The following is a 20,964-nucleotide window of genomic DNA, read 5'->3' as shown; positions in this document are numbered from 1 at the left end:
AGCTCCGTTGGGCGCCCGCGCTGCTCGAGGGGATCCGCGAGCTCATCACCTCTGACACGGTGAAGGTGCGTTGGGCGACGTCCTGGGTCACGCACATCGACCAGATCGAGACCGCCATGGCGCTGCCGCCGCTGCCCTGCGCCTTCACGCTGCCACCGCTTCTGAGTGCCGCCACCGACGAGCTGCGCCACGCCACCGAAGCCGCGAAGCGCGCAGCGGCGCTAGACGTGGTCGCCACTGATCGCCGACTGCTCTGGACCGACGACGAGGCCGTCTGGCGGTCGGGCAGCGTCGGCCGCGTCTCCCGGTCACACCCGCGGCAACTTCCTGCGAAGAACGCCACGCCGATGACAACTCCGCGCGAAGGTGACAGGTCCCGTGCGAACCCACAGGATCGGTTGTAGGGACTCGTTGGAGTTGTCCAGAGCTCGCTCCTTTCACCTGGGGCGGGGCAACTAGCTGAGACGAGCCACGTCTCACGTAGTTGTCCGCATCCTCAATCCTGCGCCCCACCGAGGTGGAGCCTTCCGAATCACCCGGGCGCGCTTCGGGGCCCGAGCGTTTGGGCGGCCCGGTGGCTCACATCGCTTCGTGCACGGCTCAACTGCCCTGCTGCTAGTGCCGAACCCTTAGATATGAAGCGTGTCGCGGACCTCCTGGGCGCCCTGGTCGCCGGCGTGTTCAGCGGGCTCCTTGTTGCGGGGGCCGTCTGGCTCGCGTTCGCCGCACTCTTCTTCTTCATCGGGACGATGAGCGGCCTGACCCCGTACGCCCCGCAGCCGTGGTTGCTGCTGAAGATCATCGTCGTGGTAGTCGCGGTTCCCACCGCGTTCGGCGCCTACGCCGAGCGCTCGACCGCGGTGGCACCGTCGCCCGCCCCAGATGTGATCGTGCCGCCCGAGCGGTTGACGGCATCGCCCGCCCCGCCTGTCGACGACGTCACCAGCGCTGAGGGCTGCGTCGACCACTGTGCACCACCTTCCGAGCTCCCAGATTCGGCTCCGCGCACCTGGCTCTTAGGAGAGGGCTCCGAGCCCGCCCACCTCGAGAGAGCGTCGGACCTCGAGTTCGAGGACAAGTACGCGCGAGCACGGAGCGCGAGCGCGCCCGCGGGGGAAGGGGAGCGCGCAGCCCCGCGTCGCATCGCCAAGCGCTACTGAGCCGCGGGCGCCTCATGTCGTCGAGGCTCCCTTGAAACTCGCCGGCTGAGAGTGAAAGGCCCATCGTCGTTGCCAGGAGAACGGGGCGGCGCTGACGCGAATCGGAGAAGCTCAATCCGAGATCGAGCAGGCTCTGGTAGACCACGTGCGCGCGCTTCGTCGTCAGCCAGAACGACTCCGGTTAGTTGCGCTGACCCGCGTACGACGGTGGGAGGCGCATCGCTGTCCCGCACGCGACGTCGCGCAGGTCGTCCTTCGGGAGGTCGACCTCACGCTCGACAACCTCGGCTGGCACGTCCGCGGACGGAGCCGCGCGCGGCTCCACGCGTCGAGCATCGCGCTCGGCCAAGCCGGTGAGATTCGAACCTGCCGTAGCCAACTCCGTGAGATCTGGCCGACTCGGATGAGATCCCACAGCCGTTGCCTCGGTGAAAGCGGGACAGGCTTGAGGGAACAACCACGCCTCCAGAAGAGTTGAGCCCATCAGACTCAAGTTCGCCCCCCTCGAGTTGGCGCCCGCCGCCCCGAGGACGCAGACTTGAGCGCAGCGGACTCAAGACGTGGTCGCAGTCAGGGGCGTGAGCCCCGGAAGGAAGGCATCACACATGGCACGAGCAGTCGGCATCGACCTCGGCACCACCAACTCCGTGGTCGCCACCCTCGAGGGCGGCGAGCCCACGGTCATCGCGAACGCCGAGGGGTCGCGCACGACGCCGTCGGTGGTCGCGTTCTCCAAGACCGGCGAGGTGCTCGTCGGCGAGGTCGCCAAGCGGCAGGCCGTCACCAACGTCGACCGCACCATCGCGTCGGTCAAGCGCCACATGGGCACGGACTGGACGACGACGGTCGACGACAAGAAGTACACGCCGCAGGAGATCAGCGCCCGCATCCTCGGCAAGCTCAAGCGCGACGCCGAGGCGTACCTGGGCGAGCCGGTCACGGACGCCGTCATCACGGTCCCCGCGTACTTCAACGACGCGGAGCGCCAGGCGACCAAGGACGCCGGCACGGTCGCGGGCCTCAACGTCCTGCGCATCATCAACGAGCCCACGGCCGCGGCCCTCGCGTACGGCCTGGAGCGCGGCAAGGAGGACGAGCTCATCCTCGTCTTCGACCTCGGCGGCGGCACGTTCGACGTGTCCCTCCTGGAGGTCGGCAAGGACGACGACGGCTTCTCCACCATCGAGGTCCGCGCGACCGCCGGTGACAACCGCCTCGGCGGCGACGACTGGGACGCGGCGATCGTCGCGCACCTCATCACCGAGGTGAAGAACACGACGGGCGTCGACCTGTCGAAGGACAAGATCGCGCTGCAGCGTCTGCGCGAGGCCGCCGAGCAGGCGAAGAAGGAGCTCTCGTCCGCGACGAGCACCAATGTCTCGCTGCAGTACCTGTCGATGAGCGAGAACGGCCCGATCCACCTCGACACCAAGCTGACGCGCGCGCAGTTCCAGCAGATGACGCAGTCGCTGCTCGACCGTGTGAAGGCGCCGTTCCACCAGGTCATCCGCGACGCGGGCATCAACGTGGCGGACATCGACCACGTCGTGCTCGTCGGCGGCTCGACCCGCATGCCCGCGGTGTCCGAGGTCGTCACGCAGCTCACCGGTGGCAAGGAGCCCAACAAGGGCGTCAACCCGGACGAGGTCGTGGCCGTCGGCGCCGCGGTGCAGGCCGGCGTCATGAAGGGCGACCGCAAGGACGTCCTGCTCATCGACGTCACCCCGCTGTCGCTGGGCATCGAGACCAAGGGCGGCGTGATGACCAAGCTCATCGAGCGCAACACGGCCATCCCCACCAAGCGGTCGGAGATCTTCTCCACGGCCGAGGACAACCAGCCGTCGGTCCTCATCCAGGTGTTCCAGGGCGAGCGCGAGTTCGCGCGGGACAACAAGCCGCTGGGCACGTTCGAGCTGACCGGCATCGCGCCGGCCCCGCGCGGCGTCCCGCAGATCGAGGTCACGTTCGACATCGACGCGAACGGCATCGTGCACGTGTCCGCGAAGGACCGCGGCACGGGCAAGGAGCAGTCGATGACGATCACCGGCGGCTCGGCCCTCCCCAAGGAGGACATCGACCGCATGGTCAAGGACGCCGAGGAGCACGCGGCGGAGGACAAGCGCCGCCGCGAGGAGGCCGAGACCCGCAACACGGCGGAGCAGCTCGTCTACCAGACGGAGAAGCTCCTCACGGACAACGACGACAAGCTGTCCGACGACGTGAAGTCGGACGTCCGCAACGCCGTCGCCGAGCTCCGGACCGCGCTCGAGGGCACCGACGTCGAGGCCGTCAAGGCCAAGCACGCGGCGCTGCTCACCGCGAGCCAGAAGATCGGCGAGGCGCTGTACTCGCAGAACCAGGCGTCGCCGGCCGGTGACGCGCCCGCGGGTGACACCGCCGGTGCGACCGGTTCCACGTCCTCCGACGAGGACGTCGTCGACGCGGAGATCGTCGACGACGAGGACGACAAGAAGTGACCGACGAGCAGCAGCACCCCGAGGGGACGGACCAGCCGCAGGGCGGGTCCGTCCCCCCGGAGGGGACCCCGCGCGTGACCGACAAGCGGCGGATCGACCCGGAGACGCACCTGCTCCGCGACCCGACGCCCGAGGAGGCCGTGCTCGACGCGGCCGCCGAGGCGGTCGCCGGTGCGGCCGCGAACGCGGCGCCGGCCGAGGCGGAGCGCCTCGCGGCCGAGCGGCTCGAGGAGCTGCAGCGTGCCCAGGCGGCGCACTACAACCTCGAGCAGCAGTACTCGGCGTACGTGAAGCGGTCGAAGGTGGAGGCGAACGCCGCGCACGAGCGCGGTGTCGCGTCGGTGGCCGAGGCACTCATCCCGGTGCTGGACGACATCGCGCTGGCCCGCCAGCACGGCGACCTGTCCGGCCCGTTCGCGTCGATCGCCGAGAAGCTCGAGGCGACGCTGCAGCGCCTCGGCGTCGAGCGCTACGGCGAGGCCGGCGAGCCGTTCGACCCGAACGTCCACGAGGCGCTCATGCACGGGCACTCGGCGGACGTCACCGAGCCCACCGTCCAGCAGGTGCTCCAGCCGGGGTACCGGGCGGGTGAGCGGATCCTGCGTGCCGCGCGTGTCGCGGTCGTGGACCCGGAGGGCTGACCATCATCACCACCATGCACCGACGGAGCGGGAGGGAGGCGCCGTGACCGGCCAGGACTGGCTCGAGAAGGACTTCTACGCCGTGCTCGGCGTCCCCAAGGACGCCGACGCCGCCACCATCAAGAAGGCGTACCGCAAGCTGGCCCGCCAGCTGCACCCCGACCAGAACCCCGGGGACGCCGCGGCGGAGGCCCGCTTCAAGGACATCGGTGAGGCGTACGCGGTGCTCTCGGACACCGAGCAGCGCCAGCAGTACGACCAGCTGCGCGCCATGGCCGGCGGCGCCCGCTTCCGGGCGGGCGCCGGCGGCCCCGGCGGCGGCGCGGGTGCGCCCGGGTTCGAGGACCTGTTCGGCGGCATGTTCGGCGCCGGCGCGAACGGCCCGGCCGGGCGCACGCGCTACTCGACGGGCGGCGCCGGCGGGGCCGGGTTCGAGGACATCCTCGGCGGGCTGTTCGGGGGCGGGGGCGGGGGCTTCGGCGCCCGCGGGCCGCAGCCGGGCGTCGAGCTGACCGCGACCACGACGCTGCCGTTCCGCACGGCCGCCGAGGGGTCGACGGTGTCGCTGAGCGTCGAGGGACGCACCGTCAACGCCCGCATCCCCGCGGGTGTGCGCGACGGGCAGAAGATCCGCCTGCGCGGCAAGGGACGGCCCGGCGACCCCGGCGCGCCCGACGGCGACCTCGTCATCACCGTGCGCGTCGAGCCGCACCCCGTCTTCTCGCTCGAGGGCGACAACCTGCGCATGACCGTGCCGGTGGCCTTCGACGAGGCGGCGCTCGGCGCGACCATCGAGGTGCCGACGCTCGACGGCTCGACCGTGCGCGTGAAGGTCCCCGCCGGCACGCCGTCGGGGCGGACGCTGCGCGTCAAGGGCCGCGGCATCACGACGAGCCGGGGGACCGGCGACCTGCTCGTCACCGTGCAGGTCGTCGTCCCGCAGAAGCTGAGCGCCGCGGCCCGCGAGGCGGTCCAAGCATTCGGCATCGCGACGTCCGGCGAGGACGTGCGCGCGGGCATCATGGCGGAGGCCAGGCGCTGAGGCCGGGCGGCGTGCACCCCTGGCGGATGCGCGCCGCCGGCCCGGGCCCCGGGTACCGGGAGGAGGACCAGGTCGTGGACGACGACGCCAAGATCTACGTCATCTCCGTCGCCGCGCAGCTCGCGGGCATGCACCCGCAGACGCTGCGCCAGTACGACCGGTTGGGGCTCGTGCAGCCCGGCCGCACCCGCGGGCGCGGCCGGCGGTACTCGCACCGGGACATCCAGATGCTCCGCGAGGTGCAGCGCCTGTCCCAGGACGAGGGCGTCAACCTCGCCGGGATCAAGCGCATCCTCGAGCTCGAGGCCGAGGTGCGGCAGCTGCGCCGCCAGGTCGAGTTCCTGCGCACGCTCGTCGACCCGGGCCGGCGCGTGTTCACCGCCGACCCGACGGGCAACGTCGTGGCGGACCGCCGGCACCCGCTCGCCGAGCCGGTGCCCGCCCGCCGCACGGCGCGGTGGGTGCCGCGCCAGCTCGTGGCGGGCCCGTCGGCGCAGCGCCGCGACGGCTGACGCGCCGGGACGCCCGCCCGCCGCACCTGCGGACCACCCGTCGGCGGGGACCGTCTGGGCCGTTCGGGTGATCCGGGCGGCGTGCGGTGTCGCAACCGGACATACCGGACGACGATGGCCGGACCGCCGCGGTCCGCGGTCGCCGCCGGCGGTGCGTCCCCGCGCGACCGCGCCCCCGACGAAGGGCCCGCCCGTGACCGACGCCCCCGCCGTGCCCGGCACGCGCGCCACGCTCGCGCCCCACGACATCGCCGCCGACCGCGAGCGGGTGCGCCGCCGCCGGGTCGTGCGCCTGTGCGTCGTCGCGCTCGCGGTCGAGGCGTACGTCATCTGGGCGGCGGTCACCGGGCGCCCGCTCGTGGTGCTGCCCGAGGTGGACCCGCTCGTGGTCGCGCCGGTCGTCTTCTTCATCGCGCTCATCGCGCTGCTGCTCGGCACGCAGGTCGGCGCCGGCCGCTCGCCGCACGTCACGTACCGGCCGGAGCAGGTGGACGTCACGCTCGACGACGTCGTCGGCATCGGCCCGATCGTCGACGACGTGCGCCGCTCCATCGACCTGTTCCAGACGCACCGCCGGTTCGCCGACCAGATGGGCGGCACCCCGCGCCGCGGCCTGCTGTTCGAGGGCCCGCCCGGGACGGGCAAGACGCTGACCGCCAAGGCGATGGCGGCGGAGGCGGGCGTGCCGTTCCTGTTCGTCTCCGCGACGAGCTTCCAGTCGATGTACTACGGCGCGACGGCCCGCAAGATCCGCACGTACTTCCGCGCCCTGCGCACCGCCGCCCGCAAGGAGGGCGGCGCGATCGGGTTCATCGAGGAGATCGACGCGATCGCCCTGCGCCGCGGCGGCCTGCTCGGCATGCAGGAGCGCGCCGCGTTCGTGACGGTCCCGTCGACGCAGGCGCTGCTGACCGGCCACGGGACGGGCGTGGTGCGCGACGCGATGGTGTCGGAGGGCACGGGCGGCGTCGTCAACGAGCTGCTCGTGCAGATGCAGTCGTTCGACGAGCCGGTCGGGCTCGACCGCGTCGTCAACCGGCTGATCGCCGCGGTGAACCTGCTGCTGCCGTCGCACCGCCAGCTCAAGCAGCGCAAGCCCGTGCGTGCGCCGATCCTGCTCATCGCCGCGACCAACCGCGCCGACCACCTCGACCCGGCGCTGCTGCGGCCCGGCCGCTTCGACCGCCGCCTCACCTTCAACCCGCCGGACGCGCACGGCCGCCGCGCGCTCGTCGACCACTTCCTGGCGCGCCGCGCGCACCACCCGGAGCTCGACGAGCCGGCGCTGCGCGACCGCGTCGCCGCGGCGACGAACGGGTGGACGCCCGTCATGGTCGAGCACCTGCTCGACGAGGCGCTCGTCAACGCGCTGCGCCGCGGCGACTCGGCGATGCGGTACGTCGACGTCGAGCACGCGCGCATCACCGAGCTCGTCGGCATCGGGCACCCGGTGACGTACACGGCGCAGGAGCGCACGCTGATCGCGACGCACGAGGCCGGGCACGCCGTCACCGCGTGGCTCGTGGCGCCGAACCGCACGCTCGAGGTGCTGACGATCGTCAAGCGCGGCAACGCGCTGGGCCTGCTCGCGCACGGCGACTGCGAGGAGGTCTACACGCGCACGCAGTACGACCTGCGCGCGCTGGTGCAGATCGCGATGGGCGGCATGGTCGCGGAGGAGCTGTTCTTCGGGCAGACGACGACGGGCCCGGCGTCCGACCTCGCGGCGGCGACGCGCACGGCGGCGCAGATGGTGGGTGCCGCCGGCATGACGGGCTCGCTGGTCTCGTTCGCCGCCATGGACAAGGACCTCGTGGCGTCCGTGATCGGCGACCCGCTGGCCCGCACGCAGCTGGAGGACGTCCTCGACAGCGCCCGCGCGACGGTCCGGCGCCTGCTCGCGAGCAACCGCGACCTCGTCGAGGCGCTGCGCGACGCGCTGCTCGAGCGGTACGAGCTCATCGGCGAGGAGATCACCGGCGTGCTGGAGAAGGCCGTCGCGGACCGCCCCGACGGCGTCCGCCCGGCGCCGCCGGCGGAGCACCTGCGCATCGCCTGACGCCACGACTATGGCACCAGTATGTGGTTGGGAATGCGGACGTCGAAAACGCGGGCGTTAGCGGGCAGAGTCACCAATCCCGTCAGTGTGAGCAGGTCAGGATCCCTTCCCAGCCGCGATTGCTCCGATGAGCGCTCGACCAGCCTCGACGACTCGTCGAATGTGAGCTTGCGCATGCTCGTCGGTGTGCGCCATCGCATCCAGCGCTGCGGGGAGCCACGCTGGGCCCTTGGCGACGCCGAGGGTCGGTGCCATGCGCTCCAATTCCCCCCTACGTACGAGCACGATGCCGATCTGATCGAGGGAGTCGAGGAGACGACCTGCCGCCCCTGCGGCTTCACCGAGGAACGCCTCGGTCCCGTATCGCTTGAGCGCCTTCCACGGCGATTCAGCATGGCGCGTGTGAGCGAGAATACTCTCTCGCGCGGCGGCCGAAAAAGGGGCCTCGCCGAGCGGTCGAAGAACGGCGTCGATGGCCAGCAATACGTCACTCGCGCGCGCAGGCGTCCGGTGCTGGCGAAAGGGCTGCGTGGCGATCCTATAGTCGGCAGCGAAAGTTTGCCACGATCGACCCATCGTCTCGACCAGCGCGCGCATTTTGTTTTCGTCGTCGAGCACGTCCAGATCTGGGGAAACGACGACCGGTACGGAGATCTGTCCCAGCGCGCGTACAAGTTTGACCATCCCGTCCTTGCCGCCGGATGGCACAAAGAGTACCTCGCTCGGCGGCAACTCCACCTCTTCGGTGTCACTCAGCGAATCCAGTGCTGCCGTGTAGAAGTGGCAATCGCGCTCCGCCTCGCATAAAACCACCAACCTATGAAAAAGCCCGTCGAGCACGTTCGTATATCGCAGTGCTGCATCGCTCCAGATAGTGCGCAGGCTGGTGTCGTCGAGTTGATGGGCTTTGACTTCCCGATCGTTATCTCTGGTCAGGCGCACGACAGACACTTCGACGTCCGAGGGTTCCAGTAGGCCGGTCAACAAGTTCTTGTCGTGGGTGGCAAGCACAATCTGCAGTCGCTTGTCTCTGGCTAGTTCCGCTAGGGTGCGACCCAGCGCCCGTGCTTGCGGCGGGTGAAGGAAGGCCTCCGGCTCGTCGATGATGACAACTTTCGAGATGCCGGTTATCAATGGCAACAATAGCGACATGAAACTTCTCATGCCGTCGCCCTGTTCCGAGACCGGCACCAAGTTCGAGAGTGCCGCGCGATACTCGGGAGTGACGGCGTCGATCGTCGGCGGAGCGACGTCGGGGACGCCTACTCGCAGTCTCGCCAACTGACTAAGGCGATCGAGCGTCAGCGGCTGGCGGAAGACCTCGTGGCTGCGCCGGCTGACTGCCTGTAGCAAGGAGGGGTCGTCCTGCAGTTTGTGTAGCGGATGAGCGGGCGGATCAGCAATGTCGGGACGCTGTGCTATCTCATGTGGGAAATTTAGGCGCCCCTTCGCGTCGGCGAAGTAGACAACGAAGGGTGCGAGCGAGTCTGTAAGTTGGTCGTACTGAGCCCAGCGGAACGCGATGCTCTCGGTGGCCCGAATCTGCCCATCGGGGGCCAGGAATCCAGCCACGTGAGCGCTTGTGCCACGGTGTGCGCGCTCGGTGAGCCATGCTATTACGTCTTCGCTCGTACCCGCTTTTGCGCTCGTCAGAGCGTCCACAAGTTGGTACCCGGTTAACGGGGCATCAGGAGTCCTGGCGATATGCTGCGCGATGTTCTTCAGGACTGTTGACTTGCCTACGTTGTTTCCTCCAACGATGGCCGTGACTCCGGGTGCAGGAAGCTCGAATTTCCCACCTCCGGTCAGGTCGACGCGAGTGATCGAGTAGCGAAAGTCGTCGGCGCAGCCGACGCTGCGCGCTTGCTCGTTGTCGGGCCGCTTGCTCGGTCGTCGAAGCACACTTGAACACTAGAGGGATCGCAGGGCGGTGTCTTCGGCCGTGGAACGGCTTTCACCCGCACCGACTGGCTCAAGCCGATATGGGCGAACGCATCCGTCCTGGAGGACCTAGGACCCGTGCATCGTCCCATTGGATGAGACGATGGAACGGCCGGTGACCCCGGCACCCCGTTGTCCACCCGCGCCTACGAGGAGCGTCCGCCGTGTCCGTCCTGACCCTCACCCGTCGACCGTCCACCCCGCTGCCCGTCCGCACGCGCCTGCGCCACCTGCGCGAGACGGTCCGCTACGCGCCCGCCCCGTACTTCGAGGGCGACCTGCGCCGGCGCCTGCGCTTCGTCGGCTACCTCGCCGGCAGCGTCCTGCTGTGGACCACCCTCACCCTCGTCGTCCTGACGGGCCTCGGCCGGGCCCTCGCGACGATCGGCTGACGCGCCCGTCGCACGTCCCGCACGAGCCGCCCCCGCACCGCCGCGGGGGCGGCTCGCGGCGTCCCGGGGGTCGCGCCCGCGCGACTCGCCGTCCGACGCGCCGGGCCTCGCACGGGTGCTATCCGGACATCCCGCCCACATCGCCTGTGGACGGCCGTGGGGGTGTCGCCCGCACGGTTGTGGACGACTGTGGGCGGCACGTCGGCGTGTCGGTGGGCGGGTGTACGAAGGTGCACGTCAGGGGCTCGCGGAGCCGTCCACAGCCGGTGCACGAGCGCCCGCACAGGGTGAAAAACGACACGTCTGTAACACAACACCTAGTGGTGTTGGCGCTGTCAGACCCCAGGTGTAGTGTCTAGATCGACGGTTCGCCCCCACGCCCTCGAGGCCGGCGGACCCCCGGCAGGGACCGCTCGGCGGCCCTCGCGCCAGGGGTCCTGCGCAGCTCGGGACGCGGTCGGCGGGGCCGTCAGGGGACATCAGCCACACGAGCATCGAGGGACATCGCGATGACGATCACGGTCTACAGCAAGCCGGCGTGCGTGCAGTGCACGGCGACCTACCGCGCCCTCGACAAGCTCGGGCACGACTACACGGTCGTCGACATCTCCGAGGACGCCGACGCCCGCGACTACGTCATGTCGCTCGGCCACCTGCAGGCGCCCGTCGTGGTCGCCGGTGGCGAGCACTGGTCGGGCTACCGCCCCGACCGCATCAAGGCGCTCGCGGAGCAGCTGGCCGGCCAGGTCGCCTGACGCGACGCCCACCGGTCGGTGCGCACCCGCGCCGACCCACGGACGCCCCGGGTCGGCGCCGGTCACGAACCGCGTCGGCCCGGCGGGCACTCCTCGGTCCGGCGGCCTCGGCCGCCGGACCGCAGCACGTCCGCCACGGTGAGGGTCGCCGCGGCATGCCCGGGAACGGTCGAGACAGGGAGAGGGGCCCCGCCATGGCGTCGCTCGTCTACTTCTCCTCCGCCTCCGGCAACACCCACCGCTTCGTCGAGAAGCTGGGGGTGCCGGCGCAGCGGATCCCGCTGCGGCCGACCGACCCCTTCCTGCGTGTCACCGAGCCGTACGTGCTGATGCTCCCCACCTACGGCGGGGGCAACGGCGAGGGCGCGGTGCCGCGGCAGGTCGTCAAGTTCCTCAACGACGAGGGCAACCGTGCCCTGATCCGCGGCGTCATCGCGGCAGGCAACACGAACTTCGGAGCGGCGTACTGCATCGCGGGCGACATCGTGGCCGCGAAGTGCCACGTGCCCTACCTGTACGCGTTCGAACTCATGGGAACAGCCGAGGACGTCACGCGCGTCCGCGACGGATTGGGACGATTTTGGCAGCGACGGTCGCAGATACCCGCGTAGAGCTGACGGGGCTGGACTACCACGCCCTCAACGCCATGCTCAACCTGTACGACGCGGACGGCAAGATCCAGTTCGACAAGGACCGGGAGGCGGCGCGGCAGTACTTCCTGCAGCACGTCAACCAGAACACGGTCTTCTTCCACGACCTTGAGGAGAAGCTCGACTACCTCGTCGAGAACAAGTACTACGACCCGGCCGTCCTCGCGCAGTACGACCGCGAGTTCGTGAAGTCGCTGTTCCAGTACGCGTACTCCAAGAAGTTCCGCTTCCAGACCTTCCTCGGCGCGTTCAAGTACTACACCTCGTACACGCTGAAGACGTTCGACGGCAAGCGGTACCTCGAGCGCTTCGAGGACCGCGTGACGATGGTCGCCCTCGCGCTGGCGGAGGGTGACCAGGAGTTCGCGACCAACCTCGTCGACGAGATCGTCTCCGGGCGCTTCCAGCCGGCGACGCCGACGTTCCTCAACCTCGGCAAGGCGCAGCGCGGCGAGCCCGTCTCCTGCTTCCTGCTGCGCATCGAGGACAACATGGAGTCCATCGCGCGCGGCATCAACTCCGCCCTGCAGCTGTCCAAGCGCGGCGGCGGCGTGGCCCTGCTGCTCTCCAACATCCGCGAGCACGGCGCGCCGATCAAGCACATCGAGAACCAGTCGTCCGGCGTCATCCCCGTGATGAAGCTGCTCGAGGACTCCTTCAGCTACGCCAACCAGCTCGGCGCGCGCCAGGGTGCCGGCGCGGTGTACCTGCACGCGCACCACCCGGACATCTACCGGTTCCTCGACACCAAGCGCGAGAACGCGGACGAGAAGATCCGCATCAAGACGCTCTCGCTCGGCGTCGTCATCCCGGACATCACGTTCGAGCTGGCCAAGAAGAACGAGCCGATGTACCTCTTCTCGCCGTACGACGTCGAGCGCGTCTACGGCGTGCCGTTCGCCGACGTGGACGTGACCGAGAAGTACTACGAGATGGTCGACGACGCGCGCATCCGCAAGACCAAGATCAACGCGCGCGAGTTCTTCCAGACGCTCGCCGAGATCCAGTTCGAGTCCGGCTACCCGTACGTGATGTTCGAGGACACGGTCAACCGCGCGAACCCCATCAAGGGCAAGATCACGCACTCGAACCTGTGCTCGGAGATCCTCCAGGTCGCGACGCCGTCCACCTTCAACGAGGACCTGTCGTACGCCGAGGTCGGCCGCGACATCTCCTGCAACCTCGGCTCGATGAACATCGCCCTGTCGATGGACTCGCCGGACCTCGGCAAGACGGTCGAGACCGCGATCCGCGCGCTCACCGCGGTGTCCGACCAGACGGACATCGAGTCGGTGCCGTCCGTGAAGAAGGCGAACGCCGGCGGCCACGCCATCGGCCTCGGCCAGATGAACCTGCACGGCTACCTCGCCCGCGAGCGGATCCACTACGGGTCCGACGAGGGCCTCGACTTCACGAACATCTACTTCTACACGGTCGCCTACCACGCGATCCGTGCCTCGAACCTGCTCGCGCAGGAGCGCAAGGCGTCGTTCTACGGCTTCGAGGACTCGAAGTACGCGACCGGCGAGTACTTCACGAAGTACGTCGAGAAGGAGTGGACGCCCCGCACGGCCCGCGTCGCCGAGCTGTTCGCGGCCGCCGGCGTGCACATCCCCACGCAGGACGACTGGCGCGAGCTGGCCGCCCTGGTGCGGGAGCACGGCCTGTACAACCAGAACCTGCAGGCGGTCCCGCCGACCGGCTCGATCTCGTACATCAACCACTCGACGAGCTCGATCCACCCGATCGCGTCGAAGATCGAGATCCGCAAGGAGGGCAAGATCGGCCGCGTGTACTACCCGGCGCCGTTCATGACGAACGACAACCTGGAGTACTACGCCGACGCCTACGAGATCGGCTACGAGAAGATCATCGACACGTACGCCGAGGCCACGCAGCACGTGGACCAGGGCCTGTCGCTGACGCTGTTCTTCAAGGACACCGCCACCACGCGCGACCTGAACAAGGCGCAGATCTACGCGTGGAAGAAGGGCATCAAGACCATCTACTACATCCGGCTCCGCCAGCTCGCGCTGGAGGGGACGGAGGTGGACGGCTGCGTCAGCTGCATGTTGTGACGCATTCGCAACAAGCAGGTCTCGACCACCACGACGAACCGAGGAATCCCGACATGATGAGCCCCACCGGGAAGCTCAAGCTGGTCGACCGCGTGTCGGCGATCAACTGGAACCGCCTCCAGGACGAGAAGGACCTCGAGGTCTGGGACCGCCTGGTCGGCAACTTCTGGCTGCCGGAGAAGGTGCCGGTCTCCAACGACATCCAGTCCTGGGCCACGCTCACCGAGGCCGAGAAGACGATGACGAGCCGCGTGTTCACCGGCCTGACGCTGCTGGACACCATCCAGGGCACGGTCGGCGCGGTCAGCCTCATCCCCGACGCGCTGACCCCGCACGAGGAGGCCGTCTACACGAACATCGCGTTCATGGAGTCGGTGCACGCCAAGTCGTACTCCTCGATCTTCTCCACGCTGGTCTCCACCAAGGAGATCGACGAGGCGTTCCGCTGGTCGGAGGAGAACCAGAACCTGCAGCGCAAGGCCGCGATCGTCCTCGAGTACTACCGGGGCGACGAGCCGCTCAAGCGCAAGGTCGCCTCGACGATGCTCGAGTCGTTCCTGTTCTACTCGGGCTTCTACGCGCCGATGTACTGGGCGTCGCGCGCCAAGCTCACCAACACGGCGGACCTCATCCGCCTGATCATCCGCGACGAGGCCGTGCACGGGTACTACATCGGCTACAAGTTCCAGAAGGGCCTCGAGCTGGTCTCGCCGGCCGAGCGCGCGGAGATCAAGGACTACACGTTCAACCTGCTCTTCGAGCTGTACGACAACGAGGTGGAGTACACGCAGGACCTCTACGACGAGCTCGGCCTCACCGAGGACGTCAAGAAGTTCCTGCGCTACAACGCCAACAAGGCGCTGATGAACCTCGGCTACGAGGCGCTGTTCCCGCGCGACGAGACGGACGTCAACCCGGCGATCCTGTCCTCGCTCAGCCCGAACGCGGACGAGAACCACGACTTCTTCTCGGGGTCCGGCTCGTCGTACGTCATCGGCAAGGCCGTCAACACGGAGGACGACGACTGGGACTTCTGAACCCGGCCCGTCCCCGAGGACGCCACGGCGGACGGACGCCCCGGCACGCACCGCGTGCCGGGGCGTCGTCGTACCGGCGCTCCTCGTCCGCGTGCTCGTCAGCGGCCGATGGCGTCGAGCTCGGCGACGTCCTCCGGGGACAGCGCCAGGCCCGCGCCCGCGACGTTCTCCCGCAGGTGCACGACCGACGACGTGCCGGGGATCAGCAAGATGTTCGGCGACCGCTGCAGCAGCCAGGCGAGCGCGACCGCCATCGGCGTCGCACGCAGCCGCGCGGCGACCGCCGACAGCGCCGACGACTGCAGCGGCGTGAACCCGCCGAGCGGGAAGAACGGGACGTAGGCGATGCCGGCCGCCGCGAGGTCGTCGACCAGGTCGTCGTCGTGGCGGTGCGCGAGGTTGTACATGTTCTGCACGCACACCACATCGCCGATGCCCCGAGCCTCGGCGACCTGCTCGGCGGTCGCGTTGCTGACGCCGAGGTGCCGCACGAGGCCCTGCCGCTGCAGGTCGACGAGCGTCTCGAACGCCTCCGCGAGGGAGCCGGGCACCGGGCCGGACGCGTCGCCGAGGCGCAGGTTCACCACGTCGAGCACGTCGACGCCGAGCCCTTCGAGGTTGTCGTCGACCGCGCGGCGCAGGTCGTCGGGGCGGCGGGCCGGCGGCCACCCGCCCTGGGCGTCACGGGTCGCGCCGACCTTCGTCGCGAGGTGCAGCGTGTCCGGGTAGGGGTGCAGCGCCTCGCGGATCAGGGCGTTCGTCACGCGCGGCCCGTACGCGTCCGCGGTGTCGACGTGGGTGATGCCCAGCGCGACCGCCTCGCGCAGCACGGCCAGCGCGCCGTCGCGGTCGGCGGGCGGACCCATCACCCCGGGGCCGGCCAGCTGCATCGCGCCGTAGCCGAACCGCGTCACGGTGAGGTCGCCGAGCGTCCAGGTGCCGCCGGGGAGGGTGGTCGTGGAAGTGGGAGCCATGCGTCGTACCTCTGTACCTGTCGGAGAGGAGCGGCGCCTCATGGCGCCGCGCCGAGTCTCGCCCGACCGCTCTCCGACGGGAAGTAGGCACCTGAAAGTGCGTAACATGCGTCGACGCGAGCGAGGAGGACCATGACGACGACGACCACCGCCGCCCGGCGCGCGGCGGACGCGCCCGGGTACGACGCCTTCCTGGCGGCGTGCCCGAGCCGGCAGCTGCTGGACCGCATCTCCGACAAGTGGTCGACACTCGTGCTGTGCGCGCTCGGCGGCGGCCACGCGGGGCCGACCGGCAGCGCCGGCGGGACGCCGCGCCCGATGCGCTACTCCGAGCTGCACCGCACACTCGTCGGCGTCAGCCAGAAGATGCTCACCCAGACGCTGCGCACCCTCGAGCGCGACGGTCTCGTGACCCGCACGGTCACGCCCACGGTGCCGGTGACGGTCACCTACGAGGTCACCGAGCTGGGCCTGTCGCTGCGCGCGGCCGTCGCGGGCATCAAGCTCTGGGCCGAGGCGAACGTCGAGGCCGTCACGGCGAGCAGGGCCGCGTACGACGCGTCCGGGGACTGACCGGTCGCACACCCACGGGCACGTCCGTGACCGCCCGTGCGCGCGCCCGCGACCTGCGCCGACGCGCCGCAAGGCAGGGTAGCCTCACCTGAAAAGTGCCTCTGACCTGCGGCTGAGCCAGTCCTTCCTTGGTGGCGTGATCCACACCACAGGTCTACCGTCGAGAGGGAACGCCGTGCTGCGGCACGGATCCGATCCCCTCGGAGGTCTGGCATGAGCACCCTCGCAGAGCTTCCTCCCGTCGCCGAGTGCTCGGTCGACGGCTGCTCGTACAACGAGCACCACTCCTGCCACGCGGCGGCCATCACGGTCGGCGGCACGGGTGACGCGCAGTGCGCGACGTTCATCCCGCTGAGCGCGAAGGGCGGCCTCGACAAGGTCGTCTCGCACGTCGGCGCCTGCCAGCGGCAGGACTGCCGGCACAACTCCCACCTCGAGTGCAACGCCGACTCGATCCGGGTGGGCGCGGGCCACGACCTGGCGGACTGCCTGACGTTCGCCCCGCGCTGACCACCCCACGGCGCGGCCGTCGGCCGGAGCGGTCGACGGCCGCGCCGGTCGCGGCGGCGCCGGTTGCGGCGGCGCGCCCGCTCCGATCGACTGACCGGATGCGTCCCGACCGAGCGGCGGCCCGCCGGCTGCTGCGGCACCCGCGCGTCGACATGGCCGTCAAGGCGGCGGTCGCCGCCACGGTCGCGTGGGTCGTGGCGCGGCAGCTGCCGGGCGTGGACGAGTACGCGTTCTACGCGCCGTTCGGCGCGGTGGCGACCACGTACTCGGCCGTCGTCCACTCGGTGTCGGCAGCCGTCCGGACGGTCGCGGCGATCCTGCTCGGCGCCGTGCTGGGTGTCGCCACCGACCAGCTGCTCGGTCCCGGCCTGCTCGCGATCCCGCTCGTCGTCGGCCTCGGCATGCTGCTGGCGGGGCTGCCGTGGCTCGGCGACAGCCGCTCGTACGTCCCGGTCGCCGGCATGTTCGTGCTGCTGCTCGGGCACGGGCAGGAGGTCGGGTACGCCGCGTCGTACGCCGGCCTGTTCCTGCTCGGTGCGGCGTGCACCGTCGCCGTCAGCGCGATCCGGCCCGCGCTGCCGCTCGACCGCACCGACCGCGCCCTCGCCGCGCTGCGGGACGCGTGCGCCGAGCAGCTGACGCAGCTCGCCGCCGTCCTCGACCCCGGGGACGACGAGGACCCCGGGGACCCGCCGGGCCGCGACCACCTCACCGACACCCTCGCCCGCGCCCGGTCGGCGACGGACGAGCTGCAGGAGGCCGCGCGCGGCAACCCGCGCGGCCGCCGGCACGCCGCCGCGGTCGCGCGCCGCACCGACGACCTCCGGGCGCTGCAGCGCGTCGTGCTCCTCGTCGACGACCTCCAGGCGATGTCGGAGGACAGGCCGTGGGGCACCAGCGTGCGTGCCTTCCCGGCCGGGCTCCGCGCCCGCATGGCCGACGCGCTCCGCGAGCTGGCCGCGACGACCGCCGAGGCCGCGACGAGCGACGACGAGCCCGGCCGGCGGCGCTCCGCCGACCGGGCGGTCCGCGCGCTCGCGGCCGAGCTGCGCCGGTACGAGCGCGACGACGGCTCGGAGGCGGTGGCGCTGGTCGCGTCGACGGTCGTCACGACCCTGCGCCGGTCGCTGTCGGCGCTCACGCCGCACGAGCGCATCCGGCTGTCGGAGAGCCCGCTCGAGGACGTCGAGGCGGACGACGGGCCCGGACGGACCCGTGACTCCTGACGGACCCCGCGACGCCTGACGGACCCGCGACGCCTGACGGGTGCGACGCGGCCGGACCGCCGTGCCGTCCCGCGCCGGCTCAGTCCCGCGCGGTGAGCTCCACGAGCGTGCGGATCAGCACCGCCGCGTCCTGCACGAGCTCACGCTCCCCGGGGACGAGCGCCGGGTCGGCCGCGCGCATCGCCGCCGCCTCGTCGAGCGCCCCGAGCGGGCTGTCGTCGCTCGCGTGCAGGAACGACGCGAGCAGCGCGCGCGCCGCCTGGGAGTAGTCGCCGCCCGCGTCGACGACGACCTCCGCGATGAGCAGGGCCGTGACCGCGACGTCGATGTCGGGCGTCGCGGGGCGCGCGTGCGACCAGTCGACGACGTACGGCCCGCGCTCGGTCAGCACGACCGTGCCCGGGTGCAGGTCCAGGTGCACGACCGTCGGCCCGGGGGCGGCGTCGCCGCCGCCGACCGGGCGCCAGCCCTCGGGCGCGGGGACCGCGTGCAGCTGCCGGTGCAGGTCCGCGAGGAGCTCGCCCGCGTCGTGCAGCGACATCTCGCCGGCGCCGAGGGCCTGGAGCATCGTCGGGCCGTGCAGCCACTCCATCACGAGGTCGGCCCCGGAGGCGTCGTCGACGCGCGGCGCGGGGAAGCCGTGGGCGGCGAGGTGGTCGAGCAGCAGGCGCTCGGGCGCCACGTCACGGCCGTCGCGGTAGCGCCGCAGGACCCGGTCGTCGTCGACCGCGTAGATGTCCGCGGAGGCGCCGGAGGTCAGCAGCCGGCCCGGGACGTCGGCAGCGCGTGCCGGGTCCGTCGGGGCGACGTCGGCCGGAGGCATGGAAGGACGGTAACCCTCCCGTGGACGCGGTGTCGCGCCCAGGGTCGAGATCCGGTCATGACCGGGTCACGTGGCGACCGGCCGGCGCACGACCAGCGGCGTCGCACCGGACGTGCCCGTCGTCACCCGGTCGGGTCGTCGCCGCCGAGGTCGTCGCTGAGGTCGCCGAGGTCGGGCGGGCCGGCCGGCCGGGGGATGCCGGTCCACGGCTCGGGCCGCGCCAGCACCGACAGGCGGTGCAGCGCCCCGGCGTGCGTGCCCGGCAGCGGCTCGTGCCACACGCGGACGGGCTGGCGCGTCGCGACCCGGACGTCGACGTCGCGGCCGCGCGCGGCGACGTCGGCGCGCAGCGCGGCGACCTGGGCGTCCAGGTCGTCGTCGGTGCGGGTGAGGACGACGAACACGCCGCCGCCGAGCGTCGCCATGGGGTACCCCGTGCCGAACACGGACCGCAGCGCCGCGCCCACGGCCGCGGACCGCGCCGCCCGCAGGAACCCGGTGACCTCGCCGGCCGCCACGTCGACGACCGCGAGGCCGTGCAGCTCCGCCGGGTCGACGTCCTGCTGCTCCGCCGCGAGGTAGGCCTCGGCGAGCCGCACCCCCAGGTACTGCCGCGTCGGCAGGCCCGTCTCCGCGTCGACGCACGACCCCGCGACCACCAGCTCCGCCTGGGCGTCGGCCCAGCCCTCGTTCAGCGCGCGCACCGCGTCCATCGGCGGGTCGGCCCGGCCGGTCGACCGGTAGAGGCAGACGAGGTCGTCGACGGCCTCACCGATGCCGACGCCGTTCTCCCCGCGCGCGCGGCCGAGGTCCCACGCGGGCGTCGACGGGTCCGCGTCCTGCAGCACGGCGCCGACGAGCGCGTCCACCGCCGGGTGGTACCAGTCGGACGGTCGTCGCCACACGGAGCCCACGCTCCGCTCGCGCCACCGCTCGCGCAGGCCCTCCGGGAGGGCGCGCCCGTCCTTGCCGATGTGGGTCGTCACGCCGGATGAGAGGGCGCACGGGGCCGGGTATGACGCCGGTCCGGCTCGCGATCTGCCGTTCTTCACCCGCTCGGCGCAGCGCGCCGCCATTTCACCCGTCCGGCGTCCAGCTCGGCGTCCGTGCTGGTCCGGACGGGGGCGGGCGGCGACCCGCACCGGCCGCGGGGTCGGCGGGCGTCCACCGGTGATCCGCCGGGTTCATCCGATGAGTCGGTTATGGCACGCTTGCCGTCGGAACCAGGCTTCGACGGGGGTCCCGGCGTGGTACGTGACGCGGGCACGGACGGTGTCATCGACGATGACGACGCCGCGCTCCTGCGCGCCACCCGCGCCGGCCGGTCGGACGCGTTCGGGCGCCTCTACGAGCGGCACTCCGGCGCCGCGCTCGTCGTGGCCCGGCAGTACACGGACTCGACCGCCGACGCCGAGGACGTCGTGGCCGACGCGTTCGCCGCCGTGCACCGGGCGATCCGCGGCGGCGCCGGCCCCGAGGTCGCGTTCCGCGCGTACCTCTTCACCGCCGTGCGGCGCACCGCGACCGTGCACCGCAAGCAGGGCCGGCGCGTCGAGCCGACCGACGACGTCGCGACCCTCGAGACGGCCGCGACGCCCGTCGAGGCCGCCGAGGGCCCCGCGCTCGCCGGGTTCGAGCGCAGCGTCGTCGCCCGCGCCTTCCGGTCGCTCCCCGAGCGGTGGCAGGCGGTGCTGTGGCACTCCGAGGTCGAGGGCCTCACGCCCGCCGAGATCGCGCCCGTCCTCGGGCTGACGGCGAACAGCACCGCGGCGCTCGCGTACCGGGCGCGCGAGGGCCTGCGCCAGGCCTACCTCCAGCAGCACCTGCAGGACCCGCTCGACGGCGGCTGCCGCGGCGTCGCCGGCAAGCTCGGGTCGTACGTGCGCGGCGGCCTCGGCACGCGCGACACCACGCAGGTGGAGCGGCACCTCGAGGAGTGCGGCGACTGCCGCGCGCTCGTCCTCGAGCTCGGCGACGTCAACCACGGCATGCGCGCCGTCGTCGCGCCGCTCGTCCTCGGGATCGTCGGCGTCGCCGCGCTGCGCCACCCGCTGCCCGTCGGCGGCGGGATCGCGGCCGGCACGGCGGCGCTCGCGGTGCAGCCCGTGGTGGGC

Annotated in this window: 20 protein-coding genes; 16 read left to right on the top strand and 4 right to left on the bottom strand. The window is 71.3% G+C overall.

Features of this window, described 5'->3' with window-relative positions; all coding sequences use genetic code 11:
- Positions 1–59 precede the first annotated feature (59 nt).
- The 7 genes from AB6N23_RS00100 (at position 60) to AB6N23_RS00070 (ending at position 7,891) form a co-directional block, all read left to right on the top strand.
- The gene (locus AB6N23_RS00100) at positions 60–404 is read left to right on the top strand and encodes a hypothetical protein (protein ID WP_412863583.1); all 345 of its coding nucleotides are present in this window, start codon (positions 60–62) and stop codon (positions 402–404) included.
- Positions 405–635: 231 nt separating this feature from the next.
- Positions 636–1,160, top strand: coding sequence for a hypothetical protein (locus AB6N23_RS00095; protein WP_412863581.1), 525 nt, complete (start codon positions 636–638; stop codon positions 1,158–1,160).
- 605 nt (positions 1,161–1,765) lie between these two features.
- Positions 1,766–3,637: a molecular chaperone DnaK gene (gene dnaK / locus AB6N23_RS00090; protein ID WP_378201277.1), complete on the top strand. Its 1,872-nt coding sequence runs from the start codon at positions 1,766–1,768 to the stop codon at positions 3,635–3,637.
- Positions 3,634–4,278, top strand: coding sequence for a nucleotide exchange factor GrpE (grpE, locus tag AB6N23_RS00085; RefSeq protein ID WP_412863579.1), 645 nt, complete (start codon positions 3,634–3,636; stop codon positions 4,276–4,278). The genes dnaK and grpE overlap by 4 nt, the downstream gene beginning before the upstream one ends.
- Before the next feature lie 43 nt (positions 4,279–4,321).
- Positions 4,322–5,320, top strand: a complete 999-nt coding sequence (locus tag AB6N23_RS00080) for a DnaJ C-terminal domain-containing protein (RefSeq protein WP_412863577.1) — start codon at positions 4,322–4,324, stop codon at positions 5,318–5,320.
- Positions 5,321–5,346: 26 nt separating this feature from the next.
- The gene (locus tag AB6N23_RS00075) at positions 5,347–5,832 is read left to right on the top strand and encodes a heat shock protein transcriptional repressor HspR (protein ID WP_412863575.1); all 486 of its coding nucleotides are present in this window, start codon (positions 5,347–5,349) and stop codon (positions 5,830–5,832) included.
- 193 nt (positions 5,833–6,025) lie between these two features.
- A complete protein-coding gene (locus AB6N23_RS00070; RefSeq protein WP_412863573.1) occupies positions 6,026–7,891 on the top strand; it encodes an AAA family ATPase in 1,866 nt (621 codons plus the stop codon).
- A gap of 96 nt (positions 7,892–7,987) precedes the next feature.
- On the opposite strand, the gene AB6N23_RS00065 is transcribed toward AB6N23_RS00070, so the two are convergent.
- The gene (locus AB6N23_RS00065) at positions 7,988–9,463 is read right to left on the bottom strand and encodes an AAA family ATPase (RefSeq protein WP_412863571.1); all 1,476 of its coding nucleotides are present in this window, start codon (positions 9,461–9,463) and stop codon (positions 7,988–7,990) included.
- A gap of 533 nt (positions 9,464–9,996) precedes the next feature.
- Here AB6N23_RS00065 and AB6N23_RS00060 point away from each other — a divergent pair.
- From AB6N23_RS00060 to nrdF, 5 genes are all read left to right on the top strand, one after another.
- A complete protein-coding gene (locus tag AB6N23_RS00060) occupies positions 9,997–10,224 on the top strand; it encodes a chemotaxis protein CheW (RefSeq protein ID WP_412863569.1) in 228 nt (75 codons plus the stop codon).
- A gap of 509 nt (positions 10,225–10,733) precedes the next feature.
- Positions 10,734–10,979: a glutaredoxin-like protein NrdH gene (nrdH, locus tag AB6N23_RS00055; RefSeq protein ID WP_378207303.1), complete on the top strand. Its 246-nt coding sequence runs from the start codon at positions 10,734–10,736 to the stop codon at positions 10,977–10,979.
- Between the two features lie 194 nt (positions 10,980–11,173).
- The gene (gene nrdI / locus AB6N23_RS00050; RefSeq protein WP_412863567.1) at positions 11,174–11,590 is read left to right on the top strand and encodes a class Ib ribonucleoside-diphosphate reductase assembly flavoprotein NrdI; all 417 of its coding nucleotides are present in this window, start codon (positions 11,174–11,176) and stop codon (positions 11,588–11,590) included.
- Positions 11,560–13,707, top strand: coding sequence for a class 1b ribonucleoside-diphosphate reductase subunit alpha (gene nrdE, locus AB6N23_RS00045; RefSeq protein ID WP_412863565.1), 2,148 nt, complete (start codon positions 11,560–11,562; stop codon positions 13,705–13,707). Before nrdI ends, nrdE begins: the two co-directional genes overlap by 31 nt.
- Before the next feature lie 56 nt (positions 13,708–13,763).
- Positions 13,764–14,744 carry a class 1b ribonucleoside-diphosphate reductase subunit beta gene (nrdF, locus tag AB6N23_RS00040; RefSeq protein WP_378207312.1) on the top strand — a complete coding sequence of 327 codons (981 nt, stop codon included), beginning with the start codon at positions 13,764–13,766 and terminating at the stop codon, positions 14,742–14,744.
- Between the two features lie 98 nt (positions 14,745–14,842).
- On the opposite strand, the gene AB6N23_RS00035 is transcribed toward nrdF, so the two are convergent.
- Positions 14,843–15,718, bottom strand: coding sequence for an aldo/keto reductase family oxidoreductase (locus tag AB6N23_RS00035; RefSeq protein WP_412863563.1), 876 nt, complete (start codon positions 15,716–15,718; stop codon positions 14,843–14,845).
- A gap of 132 nt (positions 15,719–15,850) precedes the next feature.
- Between AB6N23_RS00035 and AB6N23_RS00030 the strand changes: the two genes are divergently transcribed.
- The 3 genes from AB6N23_RS00030 to AB6N23_RS00020 all read left to right on the top strand — a co-directional run bounded on the left by AB6N23_RS00030 (position 15,851) and on the right by AB6N23_RS00020 (position 18,027).
- Positions 15,851–16,291 carry a winged helix-turn-helix transcriptional regulator gene (locus AB6N23_RS00030; protein ID WP_412863561.1) on the top strand — a complete coding sequence of 147 codons (441 nt, stop codon included), beginning with the start codon at positions 15,851–15,853 and terminating at the stop codon, positions 16,289–16,291.
- 213 nt (positions 16,292–16,504) lie between these two features.
- The gene (locus AB6N23_RS00025; RefSeq protein WP_412863559.1) at positions 16,505–16,801 is read left to right on the top strand and encodes a DUF1540 domain-containing protein; all 297 of its coding nucleotides are present in this window, start codon (positions 16,505–16,507) and stop codon (positions 16,799–16,801) included.
- A gap of 98 nt (positions 16,802–16,899) precedes the next feature.
- On the top strand, positions 16,900–18,027 hold the full coding sequence (locus AB6N23_RS00020; RefSeq protein ID WP_412863557.1) for an FUSC family protein: 1,128 nt from the start codon (positions 16,900–16,902) through the stop codon (positions 18,025–18,027).
- A 79-nt stretch (positions 18,028–18,106) separates the two neighbouring features.
- Here the strand turns inward: AB6N23_RS00020 and AB6N23_RS00015 are convergent, their stop codons facing one another.
- Together AB6N23_RS00015 and AB6N23_RS00010 are read right to left on the bottom strand one after the other, a co-directional pair.
- The gene (locus AB6N23_RS00015) at positions 18,107–18,850 is read right to left on the bottom strand and encodes a BUD32 family EKC/KEOPS complex subunit (RefSeq protein WP_412863555.1); all 744 of its coding nucleotides are present in this window, start codon (positions 18,848–18,850) and stop codon (positions 18,107–18,109) included.
- Between the two features lie 122 nt (positions 18,851–18,972).
- The gene (locus tag AB6N23_RS00010; RefSeq protein ID WP_412863553.1) at positions 18,973–19,836 is read right to left on the bottom strand and encodes a hypothetical protein; all 864 of its coding nucleotides are present in this window, start codon (positions 19,834–19,836) and stop codon (positions 18,973–18,975) included.
- A 261-nt stretch (positions 19,837–20,097) separates the two neighbouring features.
- Here AB6N23_RS00010 and AB6N23_RS00005 point away from each other — a divergent pair.
- Positions 20,098–20,964: sigma-70 family RNA polymerase sigma factor (locus AB6N23_RS00005; protein ID WP_412863551.1), on the top strand; the 867-nt coding region annotated here is incomplete at its 3' end.

Source organism: Cellulomonas pasadenensis, from assembly GCF_047229365.1.
Classification (GTDB): Bacteria; Actinomycetota; Actinomycetes; order Actinomycetales; family Cellulomonadaceae; genus Cellulomonas.
The sequence above is the reverse complement of the archived record's forward strand: the minus strand, read 5'-3'. Positions and strand labels throughout refer to the sequence as shown.

Excerpts from the sequence above, each read along its gene's own strand:
- AB6N23_RS00020 (WP_412863557.1), top strand. The coding sequence starts at position 16,900 with ATGCGTCCCGACCGAGCGGCGGCCCGCCGGCTGCTGCGGCACCCGCGC.
- AB6N23_RS00025 (WP_412863559.1), top strand. The coding sequence starts at position 16,505 with ATGAGCACCCTCGCAGAGCTTCCTCCCGTCGCCGAGTGCTCGGTCGAC.
- AB6N23_RS00030 (WP_412863561.1), top strand. The coding sequence starts at position 15,851 with ATGACGACGACGACCACCGCCGCCCGGCGCGCGGCGGACGCGCCCGGG.
- dnaK (WP_378201277.1), top strand. The coding sequence starts at position 1,766 with ATGGCACGAGCAGTCGGCATCGACCTCGGCACCACCAACTCCGTGGTC.
- AB6N23_RS00075 (WP_412863575.1), top strand. The coding sequence starts at position 5,347 with ATGCGCGCCGCCGGCCCGGGCCCCGGGTACCGGGAGGAGGACCAGGTC.
- AB6N23_RS00095 (WP_412863581.1), top strand. The coding sequence starts at position 636 with ATGAAGCGTGTCGCGGACCTCCTGGGCGCCCTGGTCGCCGGCGTGTTC.
- nrdH (WP_378207303.1), top strand. The coding sequence starts at position 10,734 with ATGACGATCACGGTCTACAGCAAGCCGGCGTGCGTGCAGTGCACGGCG.
- AB6N23_RS00015 (WP_412863555.1), bottom strand. The coding sequence starts at position 18,850 with ATGCCTCCGGCCGACGTCGCCCCGACGGACCCGGCACGCGCTGCCGAC.
- AB6N23_RS00035 (WP_412863563.1), bottom strand. The coding sequence starts at position 15,718 with ATGGCTCCCACTTCCACGACCACCCTCCCCGGCGGCACCTGGACGCTC.
- nrdI (WP_412863567.1), top strand. The coding sequence starts at position 11,174 with ATGGCGTCGCTCGTCTACTTCTCCTCCGCCTCCGGCAACACCCACCGC.
- nrdF (WP_378207312.1), top strand. The coding sequence starts at position 13,764 with ATGAGCCCCACCGGGAAGCTCAAGCTGGTCGACCGCGTGTCGGCGATC.